General features: G+C 64.9%; 16 protein-coding genes. 8 read left to right on the top strand and 8 right to left on the bottom strand.

The annotated features are described in order from the left end of the window. Positions 1–110: 110 nt before the first annotated feature. Positions 111–668: a nitroreductase family protein gene (locus JKP78_RS21055; protein ID WP_200627516.1), complete on the bottom strand. Its 558-nt coding sequence runs from the start codon at positions 666–668 to the stop codon at positions 111–113. Between the two features lie 102 nt (positions 669–770). On the opposite strand from JKP78_RS21055, the gene JKP78_RS21050 reads away from it, so the two are divergent. After that, complete coding sequence (locus JKP78_RS21050) at positions 771–2,225, top strand: TrkH family potassium uptake protein (RefSeq protein ID WP_170031266.1); 1,455 nt, start codon at positions 771–773, stop codon at positions 2,223–2,225. Here the strand turns inward: JKP78_RS21050 and JKP78_RS21045 are convergent. Next, positions 2,182–3,243 (bottom strand): AraC family transcriptional regulator, encoded by a 1,062-nt coding sequence (locus tag JKP78_RS21045; RefSeq protein WP_200627514.1) that lies wholly within the window; start codon positions 3,241–3,243, stop codon positions 2,182–2,184. The two genes, JKP78_RS21050 and JKP78_RS21045, sit on opposite strands and share 44 nt — an antisense overlap. 151 nt (positions 3,244–3,394) lie before the next feature. On the opposite strand from JKP78_RS21045, the gene JKP78_RS21040 reads away from it, so the two are divergent. Next, the gene (locus JKP78_RS21040; RefSeq protein WP_186688572.1) at positions 3,395–3,706 is read left to right on the top strand and encodes a DUF962 domain-containing protein; all 312 of its coding nucleotides are present in this window, start codon (positions 3,395–3,397) and stop codon (positions 3,704–3,706) included. 140 nt (positions 3,707–3,846) lie between these two features. Here JKP78_RS21040 and JKP78_RS21035 read toward each other — a convergent pair whose 3' ends face one another. Beyond that, the gene (locus tag JKP78_RS21035) at positions 3,847–4,659 is read right to left on the bottom strand and encodes a UDP-2,3-diacylglucosamine diphosphatase (RefSeq protein ID WP_200627512.1); all 813 of its coding nucleotides are present in this window, start codon (positions 4,657–4,659) and stop codon (positions 3,847–3,849) included. Between the two features lie 127 nt (positions 4,660–4,786). Here JKP78_RS21035 and JKP78_RS21030 point away from each other — a divergent pair, with 127 nt between their 5' ends. Beyond that, entirely contained in the window at positions 4,787–5,557 is a 771-nt protein-coding gene (locus tag JKP78_RS21030; RefSeq protein WP_186688568.1) for a helix-turn-helix transcriptional regulator, read from the top strand. A gap of 178 nt (positions 5,558–5,735) precedes the next feature. Continuing rightward, positions 5,736–6,626 carry a DMT family transporter gene (locus JKP78_RS21025; protein WP_200627510.1) on the top strand — a complete coding sequence of 297 codons (891 nt, stop codon included), beginning with the start codon at positions 5,736–5,738 and terminating at the stop codon, positions 6,624–6,626. Here the strand turns inward: JKP78_RS21025 and JKP78_RS21020 are convergent, their stop codons facing one another. Further along, positions 6,627–6,908: a SelT/SelW/SelH family protein gene (locus tag JKP78_RS21020; RefSeq protein WP_003259082.1), complete on the bottom strand. Its 282-nt coding sequence runs from the start codon at positions 6,906–6,908 to the stop codon at positions 6,627–6,629. Between the two features lie 67 nt (positions 6,909–6,975). Here JKP78_RS21020 and JKP78_RS21015 point away from each other — a divergent pair, with 67 nt between their 5' ends. Next, positions 6,976–9,162 carry a patatin-like phospholipase family protein gene (locus tag JKP78_RS21015; RefSeq protein ID WP_186688563.1) on the top strand — a complete coding sequence of 729 codons (2,187 nt, stop codon included), beginning with the start codon at positions 6,976–6,978 and terminating at the stop codon, positions 9,160–9,162. Between the two features lie 115 nt (positions 9,163–9,277). Here JKP78_RS21015 and JKP78_RS21010 read toward each other — a convergent pair whose 3' ends face one another. After that, the gene (locus JKP78_RS21010; RefSeq protein WP_170031279.1) at positions 9,278–9,715 is read right to left on the bottom strand and encodes a MarR family transcriptional regulator; all 438 of its coding nucleotides are present in this window, start codon (positions 9,713–9,715) and stop codon (positions 9,278–9,280) included. Positions 9,716–9,862: 147 nt separating this feature from the next. Then, positions 9,863–12,010: a DNA helicase RecQ gene (recQ, locus tag JKP78_RS21005; protein WP_186688560.1), complete on the bottom strand. Its 2,148-nt coding sequence runs from the start codon at positions 12,008–12,010 to the stop codon at positions 9,863–9,865. Between the two features lie 244 nt (positions 12,011–12,254). On the opposite strand from recQ, the gene JKP78_RS21000 reads away from it, so the two are divergent. The 3 genes from JKP78_RS21000 (at position 12,255) to JKP78_RS20990 (ending at position 14,884) form a co-directional block, all read left to right on the top strand. Beyond that, positions 12,255–12,842, top strand: coding sequence for a YecA/YgfB family protein (locus JKP78_RS21000; protein WP_186688557.1), 588 nt, complete (start codon positions 12,255–12,257; stop codon positions 12,840–12,842). Between the two features lie 7 nt (positions 12,843–12,849). After that, positions 12,850–13,215 (top strand): YbaN family protein, encoded by a 366-nt coding sequence (locus tag JKP78_RS20995; RefSeq protein WP_186688555.1) that lies wholly within the window; start codon positions 12,850–12,852, stop codon positions 13,213–13,215. A 310-nt stretch (positions 13,216–13,525) separates the two neighbouring features. Further along, the gene (locus JKP78_RS20990) at positions 13,526–14,884 is read left to right on the top strand and encodes a TolC family outer membrane protein (protein ID WP_170031287.1); all 1,359 of its coding nucleotides are present in this window, start codon (positions 13,526–13,528) and stop codon (positions 14,882–14,884) included. 40 nt (positions 14,885–14,924) lie between these two features. Here the strand turns inward: JKP78_RS20990 and JKP78_RS20985 are convergent, their stop codons facing one another. Then, a complete protein-coding gene (locus JKP78_RS20985; protein WP_186688552.1) occupies positions 14,925–15,524 on the bottom strand; it encodes a tRNA-uridine aminocarboxypropyltransferase in 600 nt (199 codons plus the stop codon). A 64-nt stretch (positions 15,525–15,588) separates the two neighbouring features. Continuing rightward, positions 15,589–17,154, bottom strand: a complete 1,566-nt coding sequence (locus tag JKP78_RS20980; protein ID WP_186688549.1) for a methyl-accepting chemotaxis protein — start codon at positions 17,152–17,154, stop codon at positions 15,589–15,591. Positions 17,155–17,166 lie beyond the last annotated feature (12 nt).

Below are 17,166 nucleotides of genomic sequence, written 5' to 3'. Positions count from 1 at the left end.
CCGCTCCCACAGGTACTACACAGGCCTTGAAGGCAGTGTTGTACCTGTGGGAGCGGGCGAGCCCGCGAAAGGGCCAGTTGCCTTGATACTGCAATCAGCCCAAGGCTGCGTTACTCGCCCCAGGCACTGACGAAATCAGCGGTTTCCAGAATGGGCGCCGTACGCGGCTCGGTCAGCGGCGTACCGACATACAGGTAGCCAATCAGCTCCTCGTTCGCGGCCAGCCCCAGGCCCTGGTGCACATGGGCATCGTAGGCCATGTCACCGGTCCGCCATACCGCGCCGATCCCTTGCGCATGCGCCGCAATCAGGATGCCATGCGCCGCACAGCCCGCCGCCAGGCGCTGCTCGGAACCAGGCACCTTGAAGTGATCCTGCACGCGGGCAATCACCACGATCAGCAACGGCGCCCGCAACGGCATGGCACGCGCCTTGTCCAGTGCAGCCTGGCTGGCGTCCCCCTTGCTCTGCAGCGCTTCGGCGAACAGCTCGCCCAGTTTCTCGCGGCCCTGGCCTTCGATGGTCAGGAACCGCCAAGGCCGCAGCTGGCCGTGATCCGGGGCACGCAGGGCGGCCTGGAACAGCGCCTCGCGCTGGGCGGCATTGGGCGCCGGGTCGGTCAGGCGTGGCACGGAAACACGGTTGAGCAATGCGTCGAGAGCCTCCATCGGCTACCCTCCTGGCAGGTGAATGTGGCGCCATTCTAGCGTTTACATCACCAGACCCATAGGTAGAATGGCGCCCTTCCGTTTCGAGTCAGAGCAGATCACATGGCGTTGCCGACCTTAAGGATCATTGGTTTCATCATCGGCATCTTCCTGATTACCCTCGCTGTCAGCATGGCCGTGCCAATGACGACCCTGGTGATCTTCGAACGCACCGCTGACATGCCGTCGTTCCTCTGGTCCAGCCTGATCACCTTCATCGCCGGCCTGGCCCTGGTGGTCCAGGGCCGCCCCGAACACGTCCACCTGCGCCCGCGCGACATGTACCTGCTGACCGTCAGCAGCTGGCTGGTGGTGTGCGTGTTCGCCGCCCTGCCCTTCCTGCTGACCCAGCACATCAGCTACACCGACGCCTTCTTCGAAAGCATGTCGGGCATCACCGCCACCGGCGCCACCGTGCTCAGCGGGCTCGACAGCATGTCGCCGGGGATCCTGATGTGGCGCTCGATGCTGCACTGGCTCGGCGGCATCGGCTTCATCGCCATGGCGGTGGCGATCCTGCCACTGCTGCGCATCGGTGGCATGCGCCTGTTCCAGACCGAATCGTCCGACCGCTCGGAAAAGGTCATGCCCCGCTCGCACATGGTTGCCAAGTCCATCGTCGGGGTCTATGTCGGCTTCTCGATCCTCGCCGCGCTGGCCTTCTGGTGGGCCGGCATGAGCCCGTTCGATGCGATCAACCACGCCATGTCGGCGATCTCCACCGGCGGGTTTTCCACCTCCGACCAGTCGCTGGCGAAATGGGACATCCCCGCCGTGCACTGGGTCGCCGTGGTGGTGATGATCATGGGCAGCCTGCCGTTCACGCTGTACGTGGCGACCCTGCGCGGCAACCGCAAGGCGCTGCTTCGCGACCAGCAGGTACAGGGCCTGCTCGGCATGCTGGTGACCACCTGGCTGGTGCTCGGCACCTGGTACTGGGCCACCACCCAGCTGCATTGGCTCGACGCCCTGCGCCACGTGGCCCTGAATGTCACTTCGGTGGTCACCACTACCGGCTTCGCCCTGGGTGACTACAGCCTGTGGGGCAACTTCTCGTTGATGCTGTTCTTCTACCTGGGCTTCGTCGGTGGCTGCTCCGGCTCGACTGCCGGTGGCATCAAGATCTTCCGCTTCCAGGTCGCCTACATCCTGCTCAAGGCCAGCCTCAACCAGCTGATCCACCCGCGCGCCGTCATCAAGCAGAAGTACAACGGCCACCGCCTGGACGAAGAAATCGTACGCTCGATCCTGACCTTCTCGTTCTTCTTCGCCATTACCATCTGCGTGATGGCGCTGCTGCTGTCGCTGCTGGGGGTGGACTGGATGACCGCCCTGACCGGCGCTGCAGGCACGGTCTCGGGGGTCGGCCCGGGCCTGGGTGAAGTGATCGGCCCGTCAGGCAACTACGCCAGCCTGCCGGACGCTGCCAAATGGATTCTCGCCAGCGGCATGCTGCTCGGCCGCCTGGAGATCATCACCGTGCTAGTGCTGTGTATGCCAGCGTTCTGGCGTCACTGAGCGTCTCGGCCGGCGCGCCCCGGCGGGCACGGTACTCGCTGGGCGTGGCGCCAAACCAGCGGCGGAACGCCCGGTAGAAGTTGCTGGGGTCGGCAAAGCCCAGCAGGTAGGCGGTTTCCAGCAAGGTCATGCCGGGCTGGGCCAGGTACTGTTCGGCCAGTTCGCGACGGGTTTCGTCAAGCAATGCCTGGAAGCTGGTGCCCTCTTCCTGCAGGCGCCGCTGCAAGGTGCGCTGCGACAGATGCAGCGCCTGGGCCAGGGTTTCGCGCTTGGGCTCGCCCTGGGGCAGAATGCGGCACAGTACCTGGCGCACGCGGTGGGTGACCCGGGTTTCGGAAAAACGCGCCAGGTATTCCCCGGCAAAACGGTCGTGCAGCACCGCCATGGCTTCGTTGGCGGTGGGCAGCGGTGCCTCCATGTCGGCCCGCTCGAACAGCAGCGCATCGTGCGCCGCGCCGAACACCAGCGGGGCATGGAACGCCAGCTTGTAAGGCTCGACATGCTTGGGTTGCGGCCCCTGCAGCAGCACCCGGCGCGGCTGCACCGGTCGGCCGCTGAGCCATGAGCACAAAGCCAGGCCGCAGGCCAGCGACGCTTCGGCACTGTGCCGGGTGGGTGGCAGATGGTCGCCGTGCACGGTGAGGATCAGCGAATAGCCTTCGGGGTCGGCGACGAAGCTCAGGTCGCAACTTTCGGCAATGATGCGCTGGTAACGCACCAGGCGCTCGAAACCCTCGGCCAGGGTGCGGCTGGACATCAACGCATAACCCGCCACATGGAACGACGCCGGGCGCACCACCCGCGCCATGTTCAGGCCGATGGCCTCGTTGCCCGACAGTTCCACCGCCAGTTGCCACAGGCGGGTCATGGCGTCCTGCGGGAAGCGCGCATCGGGGTCATCGAGGGCGGCGAAGTCCAGCCCCAGTTGCTTGAACATGGCCCGGCAGTCCAGCCCTTCCAGCTCGAGTGCCTTCACGATCCCAGTTGCCCAGCAGGCTGACGTGGTTCTTTCGCTCATGACAGGCTTCTTATGCAGACCGCTCCTGCGGTGAACCCCAAGGATATTCAATTGGCGCCTATTGTCACTGGAAGGCACCGCCAGTCACTCTAGACTCGAATCAGGCTCCACGCCGTGCATCCTGTCCAAAAGTATCTGCCGGAGCAGTGCCATGAACCGCACAGCGCAGTTTCGCAGTTTTGCCGAGTTCTATCCGTACTACCTGGAGGAGCACAGTAACCCGACCTGCCGCCGCCTGCACTTCGTCGGTACCAGCCTGGTGATCGCCCTGCTGGCCTATACCATCGGCAGTGGCAAATGGGCGTTGCTGCTGGCCGTGCCCGTGTGCGGCTACGGCTTTGCCTGGGTCGGGCATTTCTTTTTCGAAAAGAACCGGCCTGCGACCTTTACCCATCCGCTGTACAGCCTGATCGGGGATTTCGTGATGTTCAGGGATATCCTGCTGGGCAAGATCAGCCTGTAGACGTTTGGGGGCCGCTTTGCGGCCCATCGCGACACAAGGCCGCTCCTACAAGGCCCACGTAAATTCCAGGCTTGCGCGGTCATTGTAGGAGCGGCCTTGTGTCGCGATGGGCTGCAAAGCAGCCCCTGGGCCCTCAAACCCTACGCCGGTTCGCGCACCGCCGCCGCTGCCTGCGCTTCACGCGCCTGCGCCTCGGCCAACCGGAACAGCTCGATCGAGCCATCCCAATGCTCGATCAGCGCCGTGCACGACTCCACCCAATCCCCGCAATTGAGGTACTCCACCTCCCCCACCTGGCGAATCTCGGCATGGTGGATATGCCCACACACCACCCCATGAAAACCACGACGGGTGCACTCGTGGGCAATGGCATCCTCGAAGTCGCTGATGAAGTTAACCGCCCCCTTGACCTTGTGCTTCAGGTAAGCCGACAGCGACCAGTAACCATAACCGTAACGGGCCCGCCAATGGTTGAGCCAGCGGTTGAGCACCAGGGTGAATTCATAGGCACGGTCGCCGAGAAACGCCAGCCAGCGGTGGTAACGGGTAATCACATCGAACTGGTCGCCATGGATCACCAGCAGCCGGCGGCCATCGGCGGTCAGGTGCTCGGCCTCGTCCACCAGCTGGATGTTGCCGAGGATCAGCCTGGAATAACGGCGCAGGAATTCGTCATGGTTGCCGGTGACGTAGACCACCTCGGTACCGCGCTTGCTCATGGTCAGCAGGCGGCGCAGCACGTTGGTGTGGGCCTGCGGCCAGTAGATCCCGCCGCGCAGTTTCCAGCCATCGATGATATCGCCCACCAGGTAGATGCGGTCGGCCTGGTAGCCCTTGAGAAATTGCGCCAGGTGTTCGGCCTGGCAATCACGCGTACCCAGGTGCACATCGGAGATCCACAAGGTTCGCACACGCTGCTTGCGCGAGGGACGGGACAGTTCGGCATGGGTCATGGGCAGGCTCCGGCGCAGTTTGCTGGAGACTGGCAGGCGCGGATGACAGTGCCGTGGCAATACCGTGACGAGTGATGGGCTGCCGGGATTCAGGCACAATGCGTGTCTGCCCTGCCAGGACACTCCCATGAGCGGCCCGATCCTCTCGCTGCGCCATTACCGCCACAGCCTGATCGCCCACAGCCACGAACACCCGCAACTGGTGTTCGGCCTGCGCGGCCGCCTGGAGTTCGAAGTCCAGGGGCGTGGCGCCGGGATCGATCGGCAGGGGCTGGTGGTGGTACCGGCGGGTGCCCATCACACCTGCGCCAGCACCGGCGGCAGCGACTGCCTGGTGCTGGATGTGCCCGGGGAGCACTGGTTGTGCGAACAACTGGGCGAGCATGCCGATGCCAGCCGCCGGCTGCTGGACCGCCCCGCCGCCCTGGGCCTGAATGAGCGCCAGCAACAGCTGGTGGACTGGCTGGCGGCCAGCCCGGTGCACGACCCGCTGATTGCCCGGCAAGGCGCGGCGCTGCTGCTGGCCAGCCTCACCTCCACGGCGGCTGCCAGCAGTAGCGCCTGCCAGCGGCTGCCGTATGCGGCGTTCGATGCGCATATCGAGCAGCATGCCGCCTACCCGCTGCAGGTCGCCGACCTGGCACGCATCGCTGGGTTGTCCTGCACCCGCCTGCATGCACGCTTTATTGCCGAATGCGGCATGACGCCGATGGATTACGTGCGCCAGCGGCGCCTGCTCAAGGCGCGGCGGCTGGTGCTGCAGACCTTGTTGCCGATGGGGGAGATTGCGGCGCAGGTGGGGTACGGCTCGCAGAGTGCATTTTCAGCGGCGATGTTGCGCGCGTTTGGTTGCACACCGCTGGCATTGCGGCGAGCGTCTGGCGACAACGCGCACTAGCCTGGCGACAGAACGCGTTCGCCTGAGCCTTTACACTATGGCTGTGCCGGCCTCTTCGCGGGTAAACCCGCTCCCACAGGTACTGCACAGGCTCCGAAAGCGGTGCGATACCTGTGGGAGCGGGTTTACCCGCGAAGAGGCCGGCACTGTCAGCAGAGATCTTGAGCAAGGACCCTCCATGAACCACCGCACCGCCCTCGGCGCCCTGCACATTGGCGCGCTGTTCTTCGGCCTCACCGGCGTCTTCGGCAAGCTGGCCGCCAGCGCCAGCCCGGCGATCATCGTGTTCGGCCGCGCCGCCTTCGCCGTGCTCGCCCTGGCCCTGTTCGCCAGCCTGACCGGCCCGGGCTGGCAACGCCTGAGCGGCGAGGATGGCCGCCGCCTGCTGCTTGGCGGCGTGCTGCTGGCTGGCCACTGGGTGAGTTTTTTCGTCGCCGTGAAAGTCGCTGGCGTGGCCATTGCCACCCTCGGCTTTGCCAGCTTCCCGGCCTTTACCGTGATCCTCGAGGGCCTGCTGTTCCGCGAGCGTATCCGCCGCAACGAAGCCATGCTGGTGCTGCTGGTGAGCATCGGGCTGGTGTTGGTCACTCCAGCGTTCGACCTGGCCAGCCAGGCCACCGGCGGCCTGCTCTGGGCACTGCTGTCAGGGCTGCTGTTCGCCTTGCTGTCGCTCACCAACCGCGCCGGCTCCGGGCGCCTGCCGGCGGTGCAGGCGGCGCTGTGGCAGAACCTGGTGGTGGGCCTGTGCCTGCTGCCGTTCGCGGGCCCGCAGTTGGCCAACGTAGCCAGCCGGGACTGGCTGTGGATCGCCCTGCTCGGCATCTTCTGCACCGCTGTCGCCCACAGCCTGTTCGTCGCCAGCCTGGCGGTGATCAAGGCGCGCACTGCCGCCGTGGTGTTCGGCATGGAGCCGGTCTACGGCATTGCGGTGGCCTGGGTGGTGTTCGCCGAAACCCCGACCCTGCGCATGCTGCTGGGCGGCGCGCTGATCATCTTCGCCATCGTGCTGTCCAGCCGCCTGGCCGCCGAGCAGGCACCCCGGCAACGGCCTGCGGCCGAGGGCAACTGATCAGCGATCGTTGTGCCCCAGGTCACGCTGCGGGTCGATCTGGTCACGCACCCGCTGCTTCAATACCTTGGCCTCCGGGAAGCCACCGTCCGCCTTGCGCTCCCAGATCTGCACGCCGTTGCAGGTGATGCGGAAGATCCCCCCGGTGCCCGGCTCCAGCGCCACCCGCCCGAGGTCATCGGCGAAGGTGCTGAGCAGTTCCTGGGCCAGCCAGGCCGCACGCAGCAGCCATTGGCACTGGGTGCAATAGGTGATCACGATTTCGGGTTTGCTGTCGGCCATGGTGCAACGTCTCCAGGTGAGTGGCCGCTTATACTAGCGGTCTTTAGCCCACGGTTTGAGACTCACAATGCGCCGTTTGCTGTTCTGTTTGCTGCTCGCCCTCACCGCCTTCACGGTTGGCGCTGCCGAACCGGCCAGGCCCAAGGTTGGCCTGGTGCTGTCGGGTGGCGCAGCCCGCGGCCTGGCCCACATCGGTGTGCTCAAGGCCCTGGAGGAACAGGGCGTGCGCATCGACGCCATCGCCGGCACCAGCATGGGCGCAGTGATCGGCGGCCTGTACGCCTCGGGCTACAGTGTCGAAGAGCTGGAAAAGCTCGCCACCACCCTCGACTGGCAACAGGCGCTGTCCGATGCCCCGCCGCGCAAGGACGTGCCGTTCCGGCGCAAACAGGATGACCGCGACTTCCTGGTGAAGCAGAAACTCAGCTTTCGCGACGATGGCAGCCTGGGACTGCCATTGGGCGTGATCCAGGGCCAGAACCTGTCCTTGCTGCTGGAAAGCAAGCTGGCACACACCGCCGACACCCGCGACTTCGACAAGCTGCCGATTCCTTTCCGGGCAGTGGCCACCGACATTGCCAGTGGCGAAAAAGTGGTGTTCAGCCGTGGCCACCTGCCCCAGGTGATCCGCGCCAGCATGTCGATCCCGGCGGTGTTCGCCCCGGTCGAACTGGACGGCCGGCTGCTGGTGGACGGCGGCATGGTCGACAACATCCCCGTGGACGTGGCCCGCGAAATGGGCGTGGACCTGGCCATCGTGGTCGACATCGGCACCCCGCTGCGTGACCGCAAGCAACTGGCCACGGTGGTCGACGTGCTCAACCAGTCGATCACCCTGATGACCCGACGCAACTCGGACGAACAGCTGGCCAGCCTGCACCGCGACGACATCCTCGTCCAGCCACCACTGAGCGCCTTCGGGGTTACCGATTTCGGTCGCGCCCGGGAGATGATCGACGCCGGCTACCGCGCTACCCGCCTGCTCGCCCCTCGCCTGGCCGCCCTGCGCCAGCCCGAGGGCGACAGCAGCCTGGCGGTGGCCCGCTCGCCGCGCCAGCGCACACCAATCATCAGCGCGATCAGGATCGAGAACGACTCCAAGGTCAGCGACGAGGTCATCCGTTCGTACATCCGCCAGCCAATCGATGCGCCGCTGGAACTGGACCGGCTGCAGACCGACATGGGCACGCTGTATGGCCTGGACTACTTCGACCGGGTGCAATATCGCGTGGTCCACAAGGGCGACGACAACACCCTGGTGATCAACGCCCGGGGCCGACGCGGAGGCACCGACTACCTGCGCCTGGGCCTCAACCTGTCGGACGACCTGCGCGGCGACAGCGCCTTCAACCTCGGCGCCAGCTACCGGGTCAACGGCATCAACAGCCTCGGTGCCGAATGGCTGACGCGTGGCCAGATCGGTGACCAGCAGGAACTCTATAGCGAGTTCTACCAGCCGCTGGACGTGGGCTCGCGCTATTTCATCGCGCCGTACCTGGACTTCAATTCGCAGAACATCGAAGCGACCCTGGACAACGACCCGGTCGCCGAGTACCGCCTGGAACGTTACGGCTTTGGCCTCAACGTGGGCCGGCAGATCGGCACCAACGGCGAAGTGCGCCTGGGCGTGGGCAAGGCCTGGGGCGAGGCGCAGGTGCGCATTGGCGACCAGGACTTGCCCAAGGTCAGTTTCAACGAAGGCTTCTACGAGCTGAAGTACTCGTTCGACACCCTCGACAACGTGTACTTCCCGCATCGCGGCGAGGATATCGGCCTGACCTTGCGCAAGTACGACAAGTCGCTGGATTCCGACCAGGATTACCGGCAGTGGCTGATCAACCTGGACAAGGCCATCAGCAGCGGGCCGAACACCTTCGTGCTGGGTGGGCGCTACGGGCGCACGCTGGACGCTACCGAAGTGGTCACGTCGAGCTTCGTGCTGGGTGGGGCGAGAGAGCTGTCCGGCTTCCGCCAGGACTCGGTGTCCGGGCAGAACATGAGCCTGCTGCGCATGGTCTATTATCGCCGCCTGACGCCACGGGCCTACCTGCCGCTGGACTTCCCGTTGTACCTCGGCGGGTCACTGGAACGTGGGCGGGCGTGGAACAACGACAACGCGTTCGACAGCGGCTACATCAACGCGGCAAGCATCTTCCTGGGGCTGGAGACGCCGTTGGGGCCGTTGAATTTCACCTACGGCGCCAACAGCGCGCATGAGCAGGCGGTGTACCTGAACCTGGGGCATACCTTCTGAACCGTCGGGGCTGCCTTGCAGCCCATCGCGACACAAGGCCGCTCCTACAGGAGTTCGCGATCCCTGTAGGAGCGGCCTTGTGTCGCGATGGGCCGCAAAGCGGCCCCAGGGCCCCTCAGGATTTCTCCAGGTTGGCCAGGATCCTGGCATGCACCCGCATGCACACCTGCAGGTCCGCCTCATCCACCCCGGTGAACAACTCCACCCGCAGCTGGTTGGCAATGGTCTCGATCTGGTCGATCAGCGGCTTGGCCGGCGGGCACAGCACGATCTTCTTCGCTCGCCGGTCCTCCAGCACCGCCTGCCGGCGCACCAGCCCCTGCGCCTCCAGGCTGTCGAGCAGGCGCGCCAGGGTCGGGCCTTCGACACCCACGCTCTGGGCCAGCTCGCGCTGGGTCGGGGCCTCTTCGAAACGGGCCAGGTGCAGCAACACCAGCCAACGCGCCTGGGACAGGTTGAGCCCGGCCAGGCGGCGGTCCAGCTCGGCACGCCAACCCCGGGACATCTGGGCCAGCTGCATGCCGAAGCGGTGTTGATTGTCGGTCAAGGGCATAAGCAACTCATTGAACAGATCTAATTATTAGGCAGCTAACCATGGCCCGCTCCACGAGGCAAGGCTCGGGCCCTGGTGACTGGCCGATTATCGTGCAAAAACATGACAAAGGTCAGTAGAGGGCACTGCCGTCGAGCCTAGCGCCGGTCACAGCTCGAACTCCGCCGCCAGTGCCGCCCGTACGCAATACAGCACGCCTTCGGGCACGCGGCCACCGAACAACGGCGCAACGGCCGACACCGGTGGCAGCTCGCCCTCGCCGTCGAGGAAGGCATCCTGCACCTCCATCATCAGGTCTTCCGGCAGGTCCAGGGCCTGTTCCAGGCTCAGCTCCTGGCGGCCAAGTGCCTCGGCCAGCAGGCTGTAGACGTTCTTTTCGCTGCAATCGAGCTGCCCGGCGATCTGCGCCGGGGTCATGCCGGCGCGGGCCAGGCTGACCAGTTCGTGGCGCAGGTCGAGCACCACTTTCGGCGCCTCGTCGGTGCCGCCGCTGTTGTTCAGCACTTCGAGGAAGGCCTGGCCATAACGCTCCAGCTTGCGCGCCCCCACGCCGCTGACCTGGGCCATGTCGCTGAGGCTGACCGGCTGGCTGCGCAACATCTCCAGCAGCGTCGAATCGGGGAAGATGACGTAGGGCGGCACGCTGTGTTCCTCGGCCAGCTTGCGCCGCAAGGTGCGCAGCGCCTCCCACAGTTCGCGCTCCTCGGCACGCACCAGTTGGCTGGCCGGGCTGCCACCGCCGGACGACGAAGTCCTGGCGCTGGTCTGCGGCTTGAGGTCGCGGCGCAGCTGCAAGGTCACTTCGCCACGCAGCAGCGGCCGGCAGCTGTCGGACAGGCGCAGGCCGCCATAGCCTTCCAGGTCGATATCGACCAGGCCACGCGCCACCAACTGGCGGAACAGCGAACGCCACTCGACCTCGGCCAGGCCCTTGCCGACGCCAAACACCGAGAGCTTCTCATGGCCGAAATTGCGTACCTTCTCGGTGTCCTTGCCCAGCAGCACGTCGACCAGGTGGCCGACACCGTAGCGCTGTCCGGTGCGGAACACTGCCGACAGCGCCTGGCGAGCTGGCTCGGTGGCGTCCCAGGTCTGCACCTGGTCGACACAGTTGTCGCAGTGCCCGCACGGCTGTTCGAGGGTTTCATCGAAATAGGCCAGCAGTGCCTGGCGCCGGCAGCGGGTTTCTTCGCACAGCGCCAGCATGGCGTCGAGCTTGTGCTGCTCGATGCGCTTGTGGCGCTCGTCGCCTTCGGAGTTCTGCAGCATCTGCTTGAGCATCACCATGTCCTGCAGGCCGTAGGCCATCCAGGCATCGGACGGCAGGCCGTCACGCCCGGCACGGCCGGTCTCCTGGTAGTACGCCTCCAGCGACTTGGGCAGGTCGAGGTGGGCGACGAAGCGCACGTTGGGCTTGTCGATACCCATGCCGAAGGCAATGGTGGCGACCATGATCAGCCCCTCCTCGTTGAGGAACCGGTGCTGGTTGGCCGCGCGCGTCTCGGCAGGCAGGCCAGCGTGATAAGGCAGCGCCGGGAAGCCCTGGTCGCAGAGGAAGGCGGCGGTTTCGTCGACCTTCTTGCGCGACAGGCAATAGACGATGCCGGCGTTGCCACGGCGTTCGCCGAGGAAGGCCATCAGCTGCTTGCGCGGCGCCTCCTTGGGCACGATGCGGTAGAAGATGTTGGGCCGGTCGAAGCTCGACAGGAAGCGCTCGGCACCTTGCAGGTGCAGGCGCTGCACGATCTCTTCGCGGGTGCGCATGTCGGCCGTGGCGGTGAGGGCGATGCGCGGCACATGCGGGAACAGCTCGGCCAGCTGGCCAAGTTGCAGGTACTCGGGGCGGAAGTCGTGCCCCCATTGCGACACGCAGTGGGCTTCGTCGATGGCGAACAAGGCGATGTCCAGGTCGCGCAGGAAGTCGAGCATGCGTGGTTGCACCAGGCGCTCCGGCGCCAGGTACAGCATTTTCACTTCGCCGCGGCGCAGGCGCCCGGCCAGTTCACGCTGCTGCTCCGGGGTCAGCGTGGAGTTCAGGGCGGCGGCCGGCACCCCCAGTTCATCGAGCGTGGCAACCTGGTCGTCCATCAGCGCGATCAGCGGCGAGACCACCACCGTCAGGCCCGGACGCAGCAAACCCGGTACCTGGAAACACAACGACTTGCCGCCACCGGTGGGCATCAGCACCAGGGCATCGCCGCCATTGGCCACGCAGTCGATGATCGCTGCCTGGCGCCCGCGGAAACTGTCGTAGCCGAAGACGTCCTTGAGAACGCGCTGAGCCTGTTCGAGCATGTGCAACTCCACAAATCGCCGTACCATCCTGGACACAGGCTGGACGAAAAACCCGCCCCGCACACGCCAAATGCGTAAGCGGTTTTTGCCAGGCAGCCGGCAAAACCTGCCCCTGGATGAAAAATCGCGGAGTATACCGCAGCACTGCACCGCGCAGGGCACACGGTGATAGACGTTCCCTTTCCCCCGCCGCCGCCGCAAGGTGCTAGAATTCGTTATCGTTTATTCCCAAGGTAGCCCCGTAATGTCCTTCGCCGAGCAACTGACCCGCCTGCAAACCTTCCTCGACGCCGACGAGCTGCACGAAGAAGCGCTGGACTACGTCGCCGCCCACGGCTACCTCACCGCCTTGTCGATCAACGCTGAGGAGGTGCCGGAGCGCGAGTGGATCGACGCCCTGTTCGCCGAAGAACCGCATTACGCCAGCGAGGCCCAGCGCACCGAAATCGAAGCCACCCTGGTGGCGCTCAAGGCGCACATCGCCCGCCAGCTGGCCAGTGACGACGAGTTCGAGCTGCCGTGCGAACTCGACCTGACCGACGAGCCGGACGATTCCGACCTGCGCGGCTGGTGCATCGGCTTCATGGAAGGCGTGTTCCTGCGTGAAGAGGCCTGGTTCGAGAACGCCGAAGAAGAAGTCAGCGAGATGCTGCTGCCGATCATGGTCGGCTCGGGCCTGTTCGACGAGCAGCCAGAGTTCGCCGACATCGCCAGCAACCCCAACCTGCAGGACGACATGATCGTACAGATCCCTGAAGCGCTGACGGCGCTGTTCCTGCTGCTGCACGCACCTGACGAAAAGCCGGCGCTGCTCAAGCCTCGCCACCACTGAGTCGCCTGTGCGCTACGTGCTGCTGGCCACCGGCTGGCTCAGCGTCGCGCTGGGGGTGTTGGGGATCTTCCTGCCGGTATTGCCGACCACCCCATTCCTGCTTCTGGCGGCGGCCTGCTTTGCCCGCAGCTCGCCGCGCTTTCACCACTGGCTGGTCCACCACCCCAAGCTCGGGCCGTGGATTCGCGACTACCTCAGTGGTGAAGGCATTCCCCTCAAGGGCAAGCTCTACGCCATCGGCCTGATGTGGGCCAGTATCGGCCTGTCATGCTACCTGGTCCCCCTGTTCTGGGCTCGCAGCTTCATGCTGGCCAGCGCCGTATTGGTCAGCCTGTACATCCTCAGCCAGAAGACCCTCCGCAAGCCGAAGTGACAATATTTTGTCGCCAAATATCAATTTCGCCTAGCGGCTGTCCTATTTATCCGAAATCATTCTGGAACCCGCGCAAAGCCCGTATTTACTGGCTTTAACGCCTTGCCTCGGCGCCTTGAAACGTGCACGTACACCTGTTTTTTAGATTGAACAGGCCTTACATGGCTTTTTGATATGAATAAATCTTCTTATTTATCATGATGAATGTACTTAGCTGTGTCGTTAAAAACCTGCAACACTATGTCCGATAACTTTTTCGTCATTTTTTTGGCGAGCAGCAGGATCAATTCCAGGATCAGGGAGATGTACCATGCGCGTTTTGAACCCCATCACCAGTGCGTTACTGTTGGCCCTGGCGAGTGCCAACGTACAGGCGATGTCGATCACCGAGGCTGTCCAAAACGCCGTGGACTACCATCCGCAAATCAGCTCCAACCGCAACAGCAAGCTGTCGGCCGATGAAGATGTGAAATTTGCGCGTGGTGGCTACTACCCTTCCGTGGATCTGGTCGCTGGCTATGGCCGCCAGCGTTCGGACAACACCAGCACCCGTGCCCAGGGCAACCACAACAAGGAAACCCTCAACTACACCCAGTCCGAGCTGCGCCTGCGGCAGATGATCTTCGACGGCTTCAACACTTCCAATGAAGTCGGCCGCACCGAAGCGGTCTCGACCTCTCGCGCCTACTACACCCAGGCCGTAGCGCAGGATGTTGCCCTGCGTGCAGTCGAGGTGTACCTGGAAGTGCTCAAGCGCCGTGAGCTGGTCACCCTGGCCAAGAACAACCTGCAAGCCCACCTGCGGGTCAACGACCAGATCGGCCTGCGCAACGAACGCGGTGTCGGCAGCACCGCCGACCTCGACCAGTCCCGCGCACGTCGCGCCCTGGCGGAAAACAACCTGGACACCGCGGAAGTCGACCTGGCCGACGCCGAGGCCAACTTCTTCAGCGTGGTCGGGCGCATGCCGGACGAGCTGGAAGCCCCGCCGTCGATCAAGGTGGCAATGCCCGCCAACCTCGAGGAAGCACGCGAGGGCATGCGCCAGAACAACCCGTACATCAAGTCGGCTCAGGCAGATGTCAACGCTGCCGAGAAGCAGTACGAAGTGGCCAAGTCGACCTTCTACCCACGCTTCGACGCCATCCTGGCCACCGGTGCCAACAACAACACCGGCGGCGAAAAAGGCCACAACAACAACGACTGGCAGGCCGGCGTGGAGATGAACTACAACCTGTTCCGCGGCGGCAGCGACAAGGCTCGCCTGCAGTCCGACGCGCACAAGATCAACCAGGCCCTGGACATCCGCAACAACGCCCTGCGTGAGCTGACCGAGAACCTGAGCCTGGCGTGGAACGCCATGAACAACGCCAGCAAGCAGCTGCCGACCGCACGTGAATACGCCGAAACGACCAAGCGCGTGCGTGCCGCCTACCAGGACCAGTTCGGCCTGGGCCAGCGTACCCTGCTGGACGTACTGGACAGTGAAAACGAGCTGTACAATGCCGACCGCCGCTACACCGAAGTGCGTTATACCGAGGAATTCTCGCGTTACCGCGTGCTGGCGACCATGGGCGAGCTGTTGAGCAAGCAACGCATTTCGCTGCCGCCGGAGGCGCTGGCTTCTACCGAAGTGACCACCGAGGCGCGTTTGCCCGAGATGCGTTGATCGGTTTGCGATTGCCGGGGCCGCTTTGCGGCCCCCAGTTTCACTCGGTACCGTGGTTACGCTGGTATGTCTCGACACCCATGGCCTTGATCTGCCCCTCGATCAACGCCTCGAACGGCGCCAGCAGCGCGTCGAAGCAGGCCGGCTGTTCCAGCGCATTCAATGCCCCCACCACCGCCTCGATGGTCGACAACGCCCCCGCCTCCGGCGCCTTGCGCAACCGATAGCGCGACGGCGCAACAGCCCCCAGCGTCACCCTCGGCAACGCCTCCAGCAGCGGGTTCAGGTACAACAGCTTGCGCGCCTTGCGCCAGGTACCGTCAGGCACGATCAGCAGCAAGGGTTCGTCGTGCGCCTGGTCATAAGGCGCCGGCACCTGGGCCTGATCGCCCGGGAACAACAGCGCCGGCCGATAGCCGGGCGTGGCCAGCAGCGCGTGCAGGTCATCGAACACCTCGCCGACCCGTAACTCGGCATTGGTCAGGCCTAGGGCAGCCAGGCGGGCGGTGTTGAGCGCATGGTTGGTTTCACTGCGGTGCTGCAGCAGGACGACGCGGGTGCGGCTGTCGAGTGCCGGGATCAGTGGGCAGAGGCAATGGTCGAACGGGCGCTGGCAGCGCTCGCAGCGGGGTCTGGGCATGGGGTTCTCCTTGGCCGGAGCAGTTTGCCACAAACCCGGGGCCGGCAAAGCGGCCCCGGCCAGCTCAGCGGTTGAAGCGCTCGGCCAGGCTGTGCAGGTACTCGGCCATGCGCTCCAGGTCCTGGCTGATTTCCGCGCCTTGCCTGGCCTGCCCGGCGCTCTCGTCGCACAGGTGAGCAATCCTCACGATCTGCTGATTGATGTCCTCGGCGACATGGCTTTGTTGCTCCGACGCAGTCGCCATCTGCTGGCTCATGCCAGTGATCCGGCTGACCGCCTGGGCAATACCGCTCAACGCTGCCTGCACCGCCTCGACACTGTGCACGCTGTCGCGGGAAATCTGTTCGCCACGGCTGGCAGTGCTCACCGCCCGCTCGGCCCCGGCACGCAACGAGGCGATGATCTGGTGGATCTCCTCGGTCGACGCGCGGGTACGCTGGGCCAGCGAACGCACTTCATCCGCCACCACGGCAAAGCCACGCCCCTGCTCGCCGGCGCGGGCCGCCTCGATGGCCGCATTGAGCGCCAGCAGGTTGGTCTGCTCGGCGATCGAGGTAATCACATCGACCACGCTGCCGATCGACTGGGTCTGTTCGGCCAGAGCATTGACCGCCTGGCCGATGTCGTTCACCGCATCGCTCATGCTGCCCATGGCCTTCAAGCTCTGCAGCGCCAGCTCGCTGCCCTGCTGCGCCAGCTGGTCTGCATCGCCGGCGGCATGGGCCGTGCTCTGCACGTTGTGGGTGACTTGCTGGATGGTCGCCGCCATCTGCGCGATGGCGGTGGCGGACTGGTCGGTCTCGTTGCGCTGACGGTCGAGCATCTGCGCCTGGGCATCGGACAGGCCAGCCGACTGCGCGGCTCGCGACTTCACCCCGACGCCGGCGTCGACCAGGCGGGTCAGGGCGGTTTGCAGGCGCGCTTCCTCGCTGATGATGGCCAGGTCGAGCTGGCCCTGCAGGCCTGGATTGTCGCTGTAGGTCAGCGCCACCAGCGGGCTGGTGAAGGCCTTGGGGTGTTCGGCCAAAGTACGGCGAATGGCCTGGTTCTGGCGCAGCTCGACCAGGTACCAGGCCAGCAGCAGGCTGGCCATCAGCACGCCCAGCGCGGCATAAGGCGGCAGCCACAGGTAGCCTGCCGCCGACAGCAGGCCAGCACCGATCAACGGCCAGCCGTGGCCCAGCCCATGCCCCAGCCGGGCCGCCCACGGCACCGGCGCACGGCCGGCGCGCAAACGCGCATACAGCGCTTCGGCGCGGCGGATCTGCTCGCGCGTGGGTACCGAGCGCACCGACTCGTAGCCGCTGATGCGGCCTTGTTCGTAGATGGCCGTGACATACGCGCTGACCCAGTAGAAATCACCGTTTTTCGCCCGGTTCTTGACCACGCCCATCCACGGCTTGCCCTGCTTGATGGTGTCCCACATATGGCCGAACACTGCCGGCGGCATGTCTGGGTGACGCACCAGGTTATGCGGTTGGCCGACCAGCTCGTCATAGGTGAAACCGCTGATCGCCACGAAGGCGTCGTTGCAATAGGTGATGCGGCTGTTGAGGTCGGTGGTGGAAATCAGGCGTTGATCGCTGGAGAAAGTTCTTTCGAGCTCAGTGACGGGCAAATTCATGCGCATCTTGGGCGATCC

The sequence above is a fragment of the Pseudomonas sp. LAM2023 genome (genome assembly GCF_016620375.1).
Lineage (GTDB): Bacteria > Pseudomonadota > Gammaproteobacteria > Pseudomonadales > Pseudomonadaceae > Aquipseudomonas > Aquipseudomonas anuradhapurensis.
This window is presented reverse-complemented; position numbering and strand designations above follow the sequence as displayed.